This window comes from Serratia sp. Ae19-1, assembly GCF_059801225.1.
This window is the reverse complement of record NZ_JBCHWD010000012.1, coordinates 35,968-50,029: the sequence shown is the minus strand read 5'-3', so window position 1 is coordinate 50,029 and position 14,062 is coordinate 35,968. Positions and strand designations below refer to the sequence as shown.

The window sequence follows — 14,062 nt, the reverse complement described above, 5'->3', positions numbered from 1 at the left end:
CGCTATGCCGCCCGCGGCGTAAATTGTAAGGCAGCCCCGTTCATGCAGTAACGCAGCCCGGTCGGTGGTGGGCCGTCGTCGAATACGTGCCCCAAATGCCCACCGCAGCGCCGGCAGTGCACCTCATCTCGCACCATGCCAAACGAGAGATCTCGACGCTGGGCGACGGCGTGCTCGAGGGGCCGATAAAAGCTCGGCCAACCGGTGTGGCTGTCAAACTTGGTATCAGAAGAAAACAGCGGCAGGCCACATCCGGCGCACGAGAATATCCCTGCGCGGTGTTCGTCGTTCAATGGGCTGCTATAGGGCGCTTCGGTCCCCTGTTCGCGCAGAATATGATATTGCGCGCCGGTCAGGCGCTGACGCCACTGTTGGTCGCTGTAATTGACTGCAAATTGCTCCGGCGCCCCCGCATTCGCTTGCAGCAAAGGCCGCCATCCCAACGCCAGCAGCGCGGATAAACCGCCGCCGGCCAGAATAAATCGCCGTCTGTTGATCATCATGACCTTCTCCGCATCCAACTACTGCAAAGCCGATAAAGACAACCTATAAAGAAAGTGTTGACCAAGTCCTCACGGGAAGTTAACAAATTTGTGATAACTGATTAGCGGGGAGGGGCGGTGTGAAGGGTACGCGTTGAAAAAAAACGGGCGCTTCGCCAGCGCCCGTTTTTTCCTTACGAAATTACTCGTCTTCCAGATACGTGTAGCCGTACAGACCAGCTTCAAACTCTTCCAGGAACTGCGCCTGCAGCTCGCCGTCCAGATCGGTTTCTTTCACCTGATCGCGGAACTTGGACAACAGCGCGCTCGGATCGAGCTGCACATACTCCAGCATATCCGCCACGGTGTCGCCCTCGTCGGACAGCTCGGTCTCAACGCTGCCGTCCGGGAACACGTACACGTCAACCGAGGCGGTGTCGCCAAACAGGTTGTGCATGTTGCCGAGGATCTCCTGGTACGCGCCGACCATAAAGAAGCCCAACGCAGGCGGGTTCTCCGGATCGTACGGCGGCATCGGCATGGTGGTCGCCACGCCGTCGCCGTCGACGTAATGGTCGATGGTGCCGTCGGAGTCGCAGGTGATGTCGAGCAGCACCGCGCGGCCTTCCGGCGGCTTATCCAACCCTTCCAGCGGCAGCACCGGGAACAGCTGATCGATACCCCAGGCATCCGGCATCGACTGGAACAGCGAGAAGTTGACGTAGAACTTGTCGGCCATACGCTCTTGCAGTTCGTCGATGATCGGGCGGTGCGCGCGGTTGCTCGGATCGAGCTGCTGCTGAATCTTGTTGCAGATGTTCAGATACAGCTGTTCGGCCCAGGCGCGCTTGGTCAGATCCAGCATGCCGTGCGCATACTGGGTATGCACGTCGTGCAGATCCATCTGGCTGTCGTGCAGCCATTCGCGCAGCGAGCGGCGGTTCTCCGGCTCGTTCATTTCCAGCCAGGTTTCCCACATGCTTTCCAACGCGCGCGGCGCGTCGGCTTCCGGCGGCAGCGGTTCGCTGAACTCGTTGCGCTCAACGCCGATCACGTTGGAGACCAGCACCGTGTGGTGCGCGGTTACCGCGCGGCCAGACTCGGTGATCACCGTCGGGTGCGGCAGGCCGTGTTCGTTACAGGCGTCGCCGATGCCCCAAATCACGTTGTTGGCGTATTCGTTCAGCCCGTAGTTCACCGAGCAGTCGGACTGTGAACGAGTGCCTTCGTAGTCGACGCCCAAACCGCCGCCCACGTCGAAGCACTGAATGTTGACGCCCAATTTGTGCAGCTCAACGTAGAAGCGCGCCGATTCGCGCACGCCGGTGGCGATATCGCGGATGTTGGCCAGTTGCGAGCCCAGGTGGAAGTGCAGCAGCTGCAGGCTGTCGAGACGGCCCGCTTCACGCAGGGTCTCCACCAGCTTCAGCACCTGCACCGCCGCCAGACCGAACTTGGATTTTTCGCCGCCGCTCGACTGCCATTTGCCGGAGCCTTGCGATGCCAGGCGCGCCCGCACGCCCAGACGCGGTATGACGTTCAACCGTTCGGCCTCTTCCAGCACCAGGTTGATCTCGGACATCTTCTCGATCACCAGGTACACCTTGTGCCCCAGTTTTTCCCCGATCAGCGCCAGGCGAATGTATTCACGATCTTTATAGCCGTTACAGACAATCACCGAGCGGGTCATGCCGGCATGCGCCAGCACCGCCATCAGCTCGGCCTTGGAGCCGGCTTCCAGCCCCAGCGGTTCGCCGGAGTTCACCAGCGACTCAATCACGCGGCGATGTTGGTTCACCTTGATCGGGTACACCAGGAAATAGCCGCCCTGGTAACCGAAGGACTCACGCGCGCGTTTGAACGCGGCGTTGATCGAACGCAAGCGATGCTGAAGGATCTGCGGGAAGCAGAACAGCGCCGGCAGACGCTGGCCGTCTTTCTGGCGCTCTTTCACCAGTTCTGCCAGATCGACACGCGCCTGTGGGACATCCGGATCCGGGCACACGCTGATATGGCCCAGCTCGTTCACGTCATAGTAATTGTTGCCCCAGTAGGCGACGTTATAAGTGCGCAGCATCTTGCTGGCATTACGATCATTCATGGCAACCTCCTGCATGGAGCGCAAAGATAAAGACTCGCCCGCAACCGGCGGGCGGTGAATCAACAGATCATCAGACATGGTTCGCCTCACATTCCGTACTGACGAAACCGTCAGCCACTATCGCAGCTACAACCCGCGAGAACAACCCAACAAGCCGCGCTGGCGGCAGCGAAGAGAACTGCCGTTCGCGGTCAGCGATCGGTTTATCACTCATATAATTGTAAGACACCCTGTTCAAACCTCGTGAATCGGGCCAAGAAACATCCCACAGGAAGGCTGCAGGCTACCCTTGTTCAGTTCTTCAGACGACCGTTAGCCGGCCCGAGAATCCTGAGTAGCGGCCAAGTGTTTATCGCACCTGGTAAGTGACAGAGAGACAAGACGGGAAATAGCAGAAGAATGTGCGCCAGAACGGCACTGCTGTTGGGAACCAACAACCGGTAGACAACGGATCATTAATCCAACCACCTCCACGCGCGTCGTTCGGAGTGAACGACCAAGCCTCTAAAATAGTGTAAGAACGTGACCGTTCGATGAAGCGGCGGCGCTCACGGCGAACGCCTGCGACGGATAATAGCGCAACGCCGGCGAATGCAAAGCGGAAGTTTATCGCACCTTCCCCACGTCAGATCGCCGTACTGTGCAGCAAATGAACCGCGCGCGCAGTTTATACCGGTAAGCAGGTGAAAAAGCAAAATGAAAATTCGCCGAAAACTGTTTCAAGCGATGAAAATGGCGCCAACCGGTTTGCGCAAAAGAGCGAAAGCGCAAAAAATTACTGGCAATCTGGCTAAACCCTGACCTAAAATAGACGTCCAGATGTTAATCCATCTATACTGGTTAACTGATAAACTGCTTAACGGCTTTGCCTGAGGGGCGTTGCAGGATGCATCTCGCGCCATCAGCGGAAGACCCTTCGCTTCGATGCCGGATCTCCAGCGCTGTGCAGTAATTTCTAACCCGTCTTATGCAAGGTAAAGAACACAATGGCTAAACACCTATTCACGTCCGAATCCGTCTCCGAAGGACATCCCGATAAAATCGCCGATCAGATCTCCGATGCCGTCCTCGACGCCATCCTGGAGCAGGATCCAAAAGCGCGCGTCGCCTGCGAAACCTACGTGAAAACCGGTATGGTGCTGGTCGGCGGTGAAATCACCACCAGCGCCTGGGTCGATATCGAAGAGATCACCCGCCAGACCGTGCGCGAAATCGGCTACGTTCATTCGGACATGGGCTTTGACGCCAACTCCTGCGCAGTATTGAGCGCCATCGGCAAACAATCCCCGGATATCAATCAGGGTGTTGACCGTACCGATCCTCTCGAGCAGGGTGCCGGCGATCAGGGCTTGATGTTTGGCTACGCCACCAACGAAACCGACGTGCTGATGCCAGCGCCTGTCACCTACGCGCACCGTCTGGTGCAGCGCCAGTCCGAAGTGCGTAAAAACGGCACCCTGCCGTGGCTGCGCCCGGACGCGAAGAGCCAGGTGACCTTCCAGTACGACGACGGCAAAATTGTCGGCATCGACGCCGTGGTTCTGTCCACCCAGCACTCCGAAGACATCTCGCTGAAAGATCTGCAGGAAGCGGTGATGGAAGAGATCATCAAGCCGGTACTGCCGGCGGAATGGCTGACGGCGGGCACCAAATACCACATCAACCCGACCGGCCGTTTCGTTATCGGCGGCCCGATGGGCGATTGCGGCCTGACCGGCCGTAAGATCATCGTCGACACCTACGGCGGCATGGCGCGCCACGGCGGCGGCGCCTTCTCAGGTAAGGATCCGTCCAAGGTTGACCGTTCGGCCGCTTACGCGGCGCGCTACGTGGCGAAAAACATCGTCGCCGCCGGCCTGGCCGATCGTTGCGAGATCCAGGTGTCTTACGCTATCGGCGTAGCGGAACCGACTTCCATCATGGTGGAAACCTTCGGTACCGAGAAAGTGCCAACCGAACAGCTGACGCTGCTGGTGCGTGAATTCTTCGATCTGCGCCCATACGGCCTGATCCAGATGATGGATCTGCTGCAGCCGATCTACCGCGAAACCGCCGCCTACGGCCACTTCGGCCGCGAGCACTTCCCGTGGGAAGCGACCGACAAAGCTGAATTGCTGCGCGATGCCGCCGGCCTGAAATAAGCTCCGGTATCAACATGAAAACGGCGAGCCTTGGCTCGCCGTTTTTTTTGAACGGATGGGTGCTCATGGATCAACGCATCGACTGCCGGCCGGCGGAGGCAAAACCCCCGCCGCCGGGTTGCCTTACCGTTCGGATTCGTAAGCCAAAATGGCCGCAACCTCCGTAGTGCCCGATCGGATACGCAGCTCACACAGCGTGCTGCGGGTTATCCATGCCAGTGATATTACCGTGGCACAAATAACCACCAATTTTAACAGGCTCCGTTTGTTCGGCATCATGCCTTCTTCTCCTTGCCTCGCGGCGGGTAAGAGGCTAACTTAACGTTGTCGTGCGTTAGAGTATGCCTCGGGTTGATGGATATCGACTCGGGGCTTTTCTCTTTGTCTCTTTCGCACGGGCTCCAGAGACAAAGATCCAGAGCACCCACGCGCAGTATATTCACCTTCCCCTTCCTTCCCGCGTTCCTTTTCAGGCTAAATGTCTTTTTTGCGCAATGGCACGCAAGGTATTGCTATAGCTTGAAAATATAAAAAAGGCCCAGCGTCGCTGGGCCCTTGATGGCAGAAAAAGCACTCAGGGACGCGCTCTATGACGTCTGCTTGCGTAACAGGTAAACGAAGTACGGCGCGCCGATAAAGGTCGCCAGTAACCCGGCGGGGATCTGATACGGGAACAACAGCATCCGCCCGCACCAGTCGGCAAATACCATCAGCAAACCGCCCAACAGCGCGGCGATCACCATCTGCGGCAGCGCGCGGCGGAATCCCAGCATGCGCGCCATATGCGGCGCCATCAACCCGACAAAGCTCAGCGGCCCCACGGTCAGGGTCGCCACAGCGGTCAGCGTGGCGGCCAGCAAAAGGATGGTCAATCGCGCAGGCGTCAAGGCGATCCCCACCGAACGAGCGGTAGCGCCGCCGAGCGGCAGAATGGTCAGCCAGCGGCGGCACAGCGGCGCCAATATCATCAATCCGGCGGCGATCAGCGCGGTGCGCAGCGCCTGCGCCGACTCCACCGAATAGGTTGAACCGGAGAGCCAGGTCAGCAAGCCCCCCATACGCGGATCGCCGCTGGCCAGCAGCAGGAAGATGACGGTAGTAAAAGCCGTGCTGAGCGCGATGCCGGCCAGCAGCATCCGTTCGGTCGAGAAACCGCCGCGGCCTGCGGCTATCATGATGATCAGCAGCGTCGCGGCCGCCCCCAGACTGCCGGCGGGCAACAGCCAAACGAAGGCGTCGCCCGGCACCATAAACAACATCATCACGACGCCAAAAGCGGCGCCGGAACTGATGCCCAACACTTCCGGGCTGGCCATCGGGTTGCCGGTCAATTTCTGGATCAGCGTGCCGGCGACCGCCAGCATCATGCCCGCCGCCAGCGCCGACAGCACCCGCGGCCAGCGCCACGGCAGCAAGGAATCCAGTTCCGCCCCCTGGCTCCAGTGCCAGCCGCCTGCATTTTTACCCAGCATCAGCGCCAGCGTCAGGCCAATCAGCAACACGACGCCGGCCAGGCCAATCCAGCCCGCCAGATGCCCGCGTTCGGCAGGCACCTTGTCGCCGAGGTTCATCGGCGGCGGCGTGGCGGCGCTGCGCAAACGCGGCAGCAGCCACAGCAGCAGCGGTGCACCGAACAGCGCGGTGGCCGCACCGGTCGGGATCTCGCGCCACACCTGCGTTACCCCGAGCATCACCTGATCGGTCAACCACAGCAACAGCGCCCCCAGCAGCGGCGCCAGCATCATGCGGTGCGCCAGACGACGGGCGCCCAGCATCTTCGCCATCAGCGGCGCGAACAGGCCGATAAAGCCGATAACGCCCACCGCGCTCACCAACATGGCGCTGAAGATAATGGCCAACCCGAGAGCGCAGAAGCGCGCCATCGACAGCCCCAGCCCCAGGTTACGCGCCACGCCGTCGTCCAGCCCCAGCAGCGTCAGCGGGCGCAGCAACAGCGCCGCCAGCGCGCCGGCCACCAGCAAGCGCGGCAGGATAAACTGTACCGCGCTCCAGTCCTGTTGGTTCAACGCGCCGGTGCCCCACAGGAACATGCCCTGCAGCTGATCGTAATTAAACAGCGCCAACAGGCTGTTGACTGCGCCGCAGTACAGCCCCAGCACCAGACCGGCCAGAATCAGCGTAACCGGCGACATACGCTTGCCCCAGGCGACGCCGAACACCAGTCCTCCCACCACGACCGCCCCCACCATAGCGGCCAGTTGCCGGGTGAATTCGCCCCCCGGCAGCACCCACAGCGTGGCGATGGTCAAGCCGAGCTGCGCGCCGGCGGCAACGCCGAGCGTCGACGGCTCCGCCAACGGGTTGCGCAACACCTGCTGGAACAGGACGCCGACCAGCCCCAGACCGGCGCCGGCCAACAGCGACACCGTCAACCGCGGCAGCAGACTGTAATGGAACAGCATTTGCCGCAAATCGTCGATGTCCGGCGCGCTGAGCGCCTGCGCCCATTGCGCCGGTGGCAATTGCTGCATCAGGTTGTATATCGTCAGGCCGCCTGACGCCGCCAGCAACAGCAGGATCAGCGTCAGCGGTAATTTCCGGATGCCCGAATTCATGACGCCCTCTCCTGGGCCTGCGCCAACAGGCGGCAAAAGCGCATCGTCGACAGCGTGGCGCCGTAGAACCACACCGCCGGCACCTGCCGCAGCTGGTTTTGCCGCACGAAGGGCAACGACTGCCACAGCGGCGTCGCGCTGACCTTGTCCATCATCGCCTGATTACCGTGGTCGAGATAAATGACCCGGGCGTTACGCACCGAGGCCAACCGTTCAATCCCCACCACCGCCGTGCCCCAGAAGTCGGTTTGCTCCTGCCAGGCATTGCGAATGCCCAGTTGATCCATCGCTTCCTGGAACAGGCTTTTTTGGCCGATGATCAACGCATGGCGCGTGTCGATCAGGGAAAACAACAGCAGCGGTTGCCGGGTGTAGCTTTGCAGACGCTGACGTGCGTCCTGCATAAAGCTGTCGAACTGCGCCAGGTGGTTTGCCGCCCGGCTTTCTATGCCCAACCGCTGCCCCAACGCCAGCAGCGACTGGCGGGCCACGGTCAGCGGTTTGCCGCTGCCGTCGTTGAAGCCGAAGCTCATGGTTGGCGCGATGGGTTGGATTTTTCGCGGTGTCGGGCCATAGCCTTGCGACAGCAACACCAGCGAAGGCTGGAGCTGCTGCAACAGTTCGAGGTTAGGCTCGGTGCGCTGCCCGACGTCGACCACCGTCGCCGGCAGCTTCGGCTCCGCCACCCACAGGTTGTAGTTATGGACATCGGCCACCGCCAGCGGCGTCACGCCCAATGCCAACAGCAGCTCGATCGGCAGCCATTCCAGCGCCGCAACGCGCGCGATATCCGGCGGCGCATCTGCCGCTCGACCGGGCAACGAGCCCAACAGCGGCGACAACGCTAACGCCATCAGCAGACGGCGGCGCAGTGGATCGTGAGAAGATGTGAATGCAGAAGACATCAGTAGACAAAACTCACCGGCGCGCCGCCGCTCGGGTGCGGCAACGTGCCCATAGGAATACCGTAAATTTGCTCCAGCACCGGCCCCTGCATCAATTCCAGCGGGCCGCCCTGGGCGATCATTTCACCGCCGCGCAGCGCCACCAAATGGTCACAGTAGCGCGCCGCCATGTTGATGTCGTGCAGCACGGCGATCACCGTGAGATCGCGTTCGCGGCTCAAGCGCTGGATCAGCGCCAACACGTCGACCTGGTGCGCGATGTCCAGCGCCGAGGTCGGTTCGTCGAGCAGCAGGCAGCGGCTGTCCTGCGCCACCATCATCGCCAGCCAGGCGCGTTGGCGCTCGCCGCCGGACAGGCTGTCCACCAGCCGGTTGGCGAACGGCTTCAAGCCCACCAGCGCGATGGCCTCTTCCACCTGTTGACGATCGTTGGCACCAAAACGCCCCAGCGCGCCATGCCACGGATAACGGCCGACGGCCACCAGCTCGCGCACCGTCATGCCTTCCGCCGCCGGCAACTGCTGCGGCAGGTAGGCCACCTGGCGGGCGAAAGATTTGCTGTCCCACTGCGCCAACGGCTGCTGATTGAGCAAGACCTGGCCGTCGCTGGGCGCATGGTGCCGCCCGAGCAGTTTCAACAAAGTGGATTTACCGGAACCGTTATGGCCGATCAGGCCGCAGACTTTGCCCTGGGGAAAACCGAGCGACAGCGGTTGCAACAGCACCCGACCGGGGACGGCGAAGCTGGCGTTATCCAGCGCGAAGGTCGCGCCGGGATTAAGAAGTTTGTCCTGCATAGATCCTGCTTTGTCCGGGGCGACGCGACGCCGCCCCGGCTATCCGGTTAGAAACGGAAGGTTGCGGTGGCGACCACCTGGCGTTCTGCGCCCCAGTAGCAGGCGTAGTCGCGGTAGCAACTCGACACGTAGGTCTTGTCGAACAGGTTATTGATGTTAACGCCCACGGACGAGCCCGGCAGGCCAAAGCGCGCCAGATCGTATTTAATGGTAGCGTCCACCAGCGTGTAATCCGGCACCTTAAAGGCGGAGTTATCGCTGTTGAAGCTCGAGCTGGAACCCACATAACGCACGCCGGAGCCCAGCGTCAGGCCGCTCACCGCCGTTTCGTGGAAGGTATAATCCGCCCACAGCGAAGCCATGTGTTTCGGCACCTCGACGGTCGGTTTACCCTGGTAAGTGTTGTCCTTGGTGTACTTCGCATCGGTATAGGTATAGGAGGCGATCAGGTTGACGTTGGCGTTCAACGCCGCCTTGGCTTCCAGCTCCACGCCGCGCGAGCGGATCTCGCCGCTCTGCACGCTGAACTGCGCATTGCTCGGATCCGGCGTCAGGTTATTGTTTTTGGTCAGCTGATATAGCGCACCGGTCAGTACGATCGGACGATCCTTCGGCACGTATTTCACGCCAGCTTCATACTGCTTGCCGATCGAAGGCTTGAAGGTGCTGCCCCCTTGCGTCGTGCCCAGATTCGGTTCAAACGACTCGCTGTAGCTGAAATACGGCGTCACGCCATTGTCGAACAGGTAGTTCAGGCCGCCGCGCCAGGTGAACTGCCGATCGGTCTGCTGGCTCGTCGAACTCGCATCGCGATTGTAAGCGGAAGTCTTCGCCCAGTCATAGCGCCCACCCAGCGTCAACAGCCACTGGTTCCACCCCCCTTGTTCCTGCACATACAGGCCGGTTTGCTCCTGACGGTTCAGGTAATGGTAAGGGAAGTTGATGTTGACCGCGTCATTTCCGTATTGCGGATTGGTCATGCTCAGACCGTCTGCAGAACCATATGCGGCATTGATATCGTTACGCATGCGCATGTAATCCACGCCGAACAGCAGCGTGTGATCGATATCGCCGGTTTTCACCTTCGCCTGCGCCTGGGTATCTACGGAGAAATTGTTCAGATGTTCTTTCGACTGGACATAGGCACGATTAATCGTCGTCGGCGTCGTCGCAGAAACGCCGCTGCCGTAGATGCTCTTCATATCGGTGTCCACCTGCATATAACGCAGGTTCTGGCGCACCGCCCAGGTATCGTTGAAGGCGTGTTCGAAACTGTAGCCGATCATTCGCTGCTTGCGCGCCATATAGTTGCTGGCTTCGCCTTCGTTGAAATCGGTCGGCAGTTTGCTGCCGTTCGGCAACGGGATCAGCGTCCCCTGCTTCGGCAGCCAGCCGTAATAGCCGGTATAAGGATCGTTTTGAATGTTGGCCAACAGCGTGAAGTTGGTTTTGTCATCCGGGCGCCAGCTAAAGGACGGCGCGATCGCATAGCGCTTCTCTTTGCTCATGGTCTGCTGCGTATCGCTGTCTTTCGCCAGGCCGGTCAGACGGTAGGAATAGATCCCCTGATCGTCCAGCGCGTCGCTGAAATCGAAGCCGGTCTGGAACAGGTTATCGGTGCCCATTTTGAACTGGATTTCGTGCAGCGGTTCGGTGGTTGGCCGCTTGCTGACCATGGCGACCAAACCGCCCGGGTTGCTTTTGCCGTACAGCACCGAAACCGGGCCGCGCAGCAGCTCGGCGCGCTCAAGGAAATAAGGATCGATGGACGCTTCACTGTAGTTGTCGCCCAGCAACCGCAGGCCATCCAGATACTGGGTGGTGTTGGTGGCCGGGAAGCCGCGGATCGCCACCGCGTCATAGGTCGTGGAGCTGCCGCGGCTGGCAAATACGCCCGGCGCATAGGCCAGCGCGCCCTTCACCGTATCCGGTTGGCGCATATCCATCTCTTCACGCGTCACCACGGAAACGGACTGCGGATTCTTCTCTATTGGCGTATCGGTTTTGGTGCCGGTGGCGCTGCGTTTGGCGACATAGGTGCCGACCGGCCCCCAGGCGCTTTCCTGCTGGGCGGTATTGCTGCCGCCCACAACGGTAATCGTGTCTTCCTTGGCGGCCGGCTTGGCATCGGCGGAGAAAGCCGGCATCGCCAGCGTGCCCAACGCTGCGGCGACGGTGATCGCTAACGCGCTGACGGGAGTACGGCCCTGCTTGGCCGCAGATGATGAAAGACGCTTGGTCGGCATAGTTGATTTCTCTGATGAATAATTAAATGACGAATGTAAACGATAATAATTATTATAAGCGTCGCATTTTATGCAGAAGCCAAATTAAACTGCAAGCCGAATTCACAGGGCAAATAGGTTAAGGATTAGGCGCTTAGCCTTGCGGTTAGCAGGGAAATAAAACGAGCGGAAAAACAAAAAAACCCGCAACCAAGGTTACGGGCTTAATAACAAAGAAAAAATTTTCACCGGGGCCGGCGCCCCGGTAGCGATTACTGACCGAACATATCCTTGATCCAGCCGGCGACGCCATCGCCATCTTTTTGCTCACCCGCCGCCGGTTGCTGCTGTTGCTGCACCGCCGCCTGGCTGGCCTGGCACAATCCCTGCGGATTGTCGGTCCAGACCGGGATGGTGCGCCAACTGCCACCGCCGCAGATAAAGTTGCCGGCAGAGTCGATGCTCATCTGGTTAATGCCTTCCGGCGGCTGCAGCATCAGCGGCAGCGGCGTCTGGTTTTCCAGATAACGGCGATACAGGGTCAAGGCACCGTTGGCGCCGGTCAGCTTGGCCGGGCCGTTGTTGTCGCGCCCCACCCAGGCGATCGCCACCTCTTTACCGTCGATGCCGGCAAACCAGCTGTCGCGCAAATCGTTGGTGGTACCGGTTTTCGCCGCCAGGTTGTAGTTCGGGAACTTCACCGACAGCGAACGGGAGGTCCCGCGCGCTACGCCCTGCTGCATCGCATACAGCGTCAGGTAAGCGGCCTGCGCCGGCACCATGCGTTCCGCCTGCGGGAAGCTCTGGTACAGCACCGTGCCGTCTTCGGCGATCACCGAACGCACCGCCGACAGCGGCGCACGGTTACCGCCGCTGGCGATGGTCTGATACTCCTGCGCCACTTCCATCGGCGTCAGGCCGATCGCCCCCAGCAGCATCGAAGGCACCGGGTTGATCTCCGCTTTTGGGATGCCCAGACGTTGCAGCGTGGCGCTGATCTGATCCAGCCCAACCGACAGACCGAGGTTCACCGTCGGCACGTTCAGCGAGTTGGCCAGCGCATCCACCAGCATCACCTGACCGCGGAATTTACGGTCATAGTTGTTCGGCTGCCAAACGGCCCCGTTCGGCTGTTTCAGCGACAGCGGCGCATCCGCCAGCCAGGTGTTGAGGCGGTATTTATCCGGTTCGGATAGCGCGGTCAGGTACGTCGGCGGCTTGGCCAACGAGCCGACCAGACGGCGCGCCTGCATGGCGCGGTTGAAACCGGCGAACTGCGGGTTGGCGCCGCCGACCATGGCGCGCACTTCACCGCTGAAGCGATCGACAATCACCATCGCCGCTTCCAGATCCTGCAGATGACGCGCGGCGCGCAGCGCCGGAATGCCGTCTTCGACCGCTTTTTCCGCCGCGTCTTGCGACACCGGATCCAGCGTGGTGAAGATCTTCACGCCGGACAGGTCATTGACCTTATCGCCCAGCTTGCTCTGCAGTTCCTGGCGCACCATCTGCATAAATGCCGGCTGTGGCGTAATGACGCCGCCTTTCGGCTGCACGCCCAGCGGACGCGCGCTCAGCATGTCATACAGCTCGCCGTCGATCACGCCCTGGTTCTGCAACAGCTTGAGCACCAGATTGCGGCGCTCCAGCGCCAATTTCGGGTTGCGCCACGGGTTGTACAGCGACGCGCCCTTGACCATGCCGACCAGCAGCGCCTGCTGATCGAGGCTCAGCTCGTCCACCGGACGGCCGAAGTAGTACAGGCTGGCCAACGGGAAACCGCGGATCTGATCGCTGCCGCTCTGGCCGAGGTACACCTCGTTCAGATACAGTTCCAGAATGCGGTCCTTGCTGTAACGGTAATCCACCAACAGCGCCATATAGGCTTCGTTGGCCTTACGCCACAGCGAACGTTCGTTGCTCAGGAACAGGTTCTTCACCAGCTGCTGCGTCAGGGTACTGCCGCCCTGCACTGCACGGCCGGCGGTCAGGTTGGCCAGCACCGCACGGCCGATGGAGTAAGGGCTGATGCCGTCATGCTCATAGAAGTGGCGGTCTTCCGTGGCGATCAGCGTATCCACCAGCAGATCCGGGAAGCCGGAGCGCGGTACAAACAGACGCTGTTCGCCGTTCGGCGACTGCAGCATGGTGATAAGACGCGGATCGAGGCGGAAGAAGCCGAAGCTGCGGCCGCTGTCCAGATTTTCGATCTTCGCCAGGCGGTTGTTCTGGAAATCGAGGCGAGCGCGGATCTGGCCTTCTTTACCATCCGGGAAGTCGAACGGGCGGCGCAGCATCTCGATGCTGTTAGCCTGCACGGTAAACTCGCCCGGACGTGTCATGCGGCTGACCTGGCGATACTGCATGCCTTCCAACAGGTTGACCATTTCCTTCTTGCTGTACGGCATGCCCGGTTCCAGGTTGACCATGCGGCCGTACACCGCCGCCGGCAGCTGCCAGACTTTACCGTCGATGCGGCTGCGGATCTGCGAGTCCAGGTAGACGCCATAGATCGCCAACAGGACAGCGATCACCAGGATCAGTTTGATAAACAGGCCGAGCCAGCGGCGTTTTTTACGCGGCGGAGTCGCTTTTACCTTACGCGGCATGCGTTCCTCCTCCTCTTCATACTCATCATCGTCATACTCGTCTTCTTCGTAATCGTCATAATCGTCGTCTCGGCGACGGCGCGGCGGCTTGCGCGACGCGGTGCTTTTTGGTTGTTTTCCTTTGCGCCCGATGGGCTCGCGGTCATCCCCAGCCATGGCTGTTGTTCTCCGAGCTTGCCGACACTGCCGGCCATAATGAGTCGCTTAATCTGTGCCGACGCCATGG

At 60.6% G+C, this 14,062-nt stretch carries 10 protein-coding genes; 1 reads left to right on the top strand and 9 read right to left on the bottom strand.

Annotated features, from left to right (window positions below):
- Positions 1-2: 2 nt before the first annotated feature.
- The 3 genes from msrB to yqgG all read right to left on the bottom strand — a co-directional run bounded on the left by msrB (position 3) and on the right by yqgG (position 3,039).
- Positions 3-503 (bottom strand): peptide-methionine (R)-S-oxide reductase MsrB, encoded by a 501-nt coding sequence (gene msrB / locus AAIE04_RS23910; protein ID WP_019456052.1) that lies wholly within the window; start codon positions 501-503, stop codon positions 3-5.
- A gap of 181 nt (positions 504-684) precedes the next feature.
- Positions 685-2,661, bottom strand: coding sequence for a biosynthetic arginine decarboxylase (speA, locus tag AAIE04_RS23905; protein ID WP_019456053.1), 1,977 nt, complete (start codon positions 2,659-2,661; stop codon positions 685-687).
- Positions 2,662-2,895: 234 nt separating this feature from the next.
- Positions 2,896-3,039, bottom strand: a complete 144-nt coding sequence (gene yqgG, locus AAIE04_RS23900; protein WP_464017219.1) for a small protein YqgG — start codon at positions 3,037-3,039, stop codon at positions 2,896-2,898.
- Positions 3,040-3,569: 530 nt separating this feature from the next.
- Between yqgG and metK the strand changes: the two genes are divergently transcribed.
- A complete protein-coding gene (gene metK, locus AAIE04_RS23895; protein ID WP_019456054.1) occupies positions 3,570-4,724 on the top strand; it encodes a methionine adenosyltransferase in 1,155 nt (384 codons plus the stop codon).
- A 123-nt stretch (positions 4,725-4,847) separates the two neighbouring features.
- Here the strand turns inward: metK and AAIE04_RS23890 are convergent, their stop codons facing one another.
- The 6 genes from AAIE04_RS23890 to mrcB form a co-directional block, all read right to left on the bottom strand.
- Entirely contained in the window at positions 4,848-5,000 is a 153-nt protein-coding gene (locus AAIE04_RS23890) for a Hok/Gef family protein (RefSeq protein WP_004937610.1), read from the bottom strand.
- 311 nt (positions 5,001-5,311) lie between these two features.
- A complete protein-coding gene (gene fhuB / locus AAIE04_RS23885) occupies positions 5,312-7,300 on the bottom strand; it encodes a Fe(3+)-hydroxamate ABC transporter permease FhuB (RefSeq protein WP_498577790.1) in 1,989 nt (662 codons plus the stop codon).
- On the bottom strand, positions 7,297-8,205 hold the full coding sequence (fhuD, locus tag AAIE04_RS23880) for a Fe(3+)-hydroxamate ABC transporter substrate-binding protein FhuD (RefSeq protein WP_498577789.1): 909 nt from the start codon (positions 8,203-8,205) through the stop codon (positions 7,297-7,299). The genes fhuB and fhuD overlap by 4 nt, the downstream gene beginning before the upstream one ends.
- A complete protein-coding gene (gene fhuC / locus AAIE04_RS23875) occupies positions 8,205-9,002 on the bottom strand; it encodes a Fe3+-hydroxamate ABC transporter ATP-binding protein FhuC (protein ID WP_019456057.1) in 798 nt (265 codons plus the stop codon). The genes fhuD and fhuC overlap by 1 nt, the downstream gene beginning before the upstream one ends.
- Before the next feature lie 47 nt (positions 9,003-9,049).
- Entirely contained in the window at positions 9,050-11,248 is a 2,199-nt protein-coding gene (gene fhuA / locus AAIE04_RS23870; RefSeq protein ID WP_498577788.1) for a ferrichrome porin FhuA, read from the bottom strand.
- A gap of 251 nt (positions 11,249-11,499) precedes the next feature.
- Positions 11,500-13,992, bottom strand: a complete 2,493-nt coding sequence (mrcB, locus tag AAIE04_RS23865) for a bifunctional glycosyl transferase/transpeptidase (RefSeq protein ID WP_019456059.1) — start codon at positions 13,990-13,992, stop codon at positions 11,500-11,502.
- Between the last annotated feature and the right edge of the window lie 70 nt (positions 13,993-14,062).

What these genes read in the sequence shown, in the direction of transcription:
- msrB (WP_019456052.1), bottom strand. Translation starts at nt 503, where the DNA reads ATGATGATCAACAGACGGCGATTTATTCTGGCCGGCGGCGGTTTATCC.
- speA (WP_019456053.1), bottom strand. Translation starts at nt 2,661, where the DNA reads ATGTCTGATGATCTGTTGATTCACCGCCCGCCGGTTGCGGGCGAGTCT.
- yqgG (WP_464017219.1), bottom strand. Translation starts at nt 3,039, where the DNA reads ATGATCCGTTGTCTACCGGTTGTTGGTTCCCAACAGCAGTGCCGTTCT.
- metK (WP_019456054.1), top strand. Translation starts at nt 3,570, where the DNA reads ATGGCTAAACACCTATTCACGTCCGAATCCGTCTCCGAAGGACATCCC.
- AAIE04_RS23890 (WP_004937610.1), bottom strand. Translation starts at nt 5,000, where the DNA reads ATGCCGAACAAACGGAGCCTGTTAAAATTGGTGGTTATTTGTGCCACG.
- fhuB (WP_498577790.1), bottom strand. Translation starts at nt 7,300, where the DNA reads ATGAATTCGGGCATCCGGAAATTACCGCTGACGCTGATCCTGCTGTTG.
- fhuD (WP_498577789.1), bottom strand. Translation starts at nt 8,205, where the DNA reads ATGTCTTCTGCATTCACATCTTCTCACGATCCACTGCGCCGCCGTCTG.
- fhuC (WP_019456057.1), bottom strand. Translation starts at nt 9,002, where the DNA reads ATGCAGGACAAACTTCTTAATCCCGGCGCGACCTTCGCGCTGGATAAC.
- fhuA (WP_498577788.1), bottom strand. Translation starts at nt 11,248, where the DNA reads ATGCCGACCAAGCGTCTTTCATCATCTGCGGCCAAGCAGGGCCGTACT.
- mrcB (WP_019456059.1), bottom strand. Translation starts at nt 13,992, where the DNA reads ATGGCTGGGGATGACCGCGAGCCCATCGGGCGCAAAGGAAAACAACCA.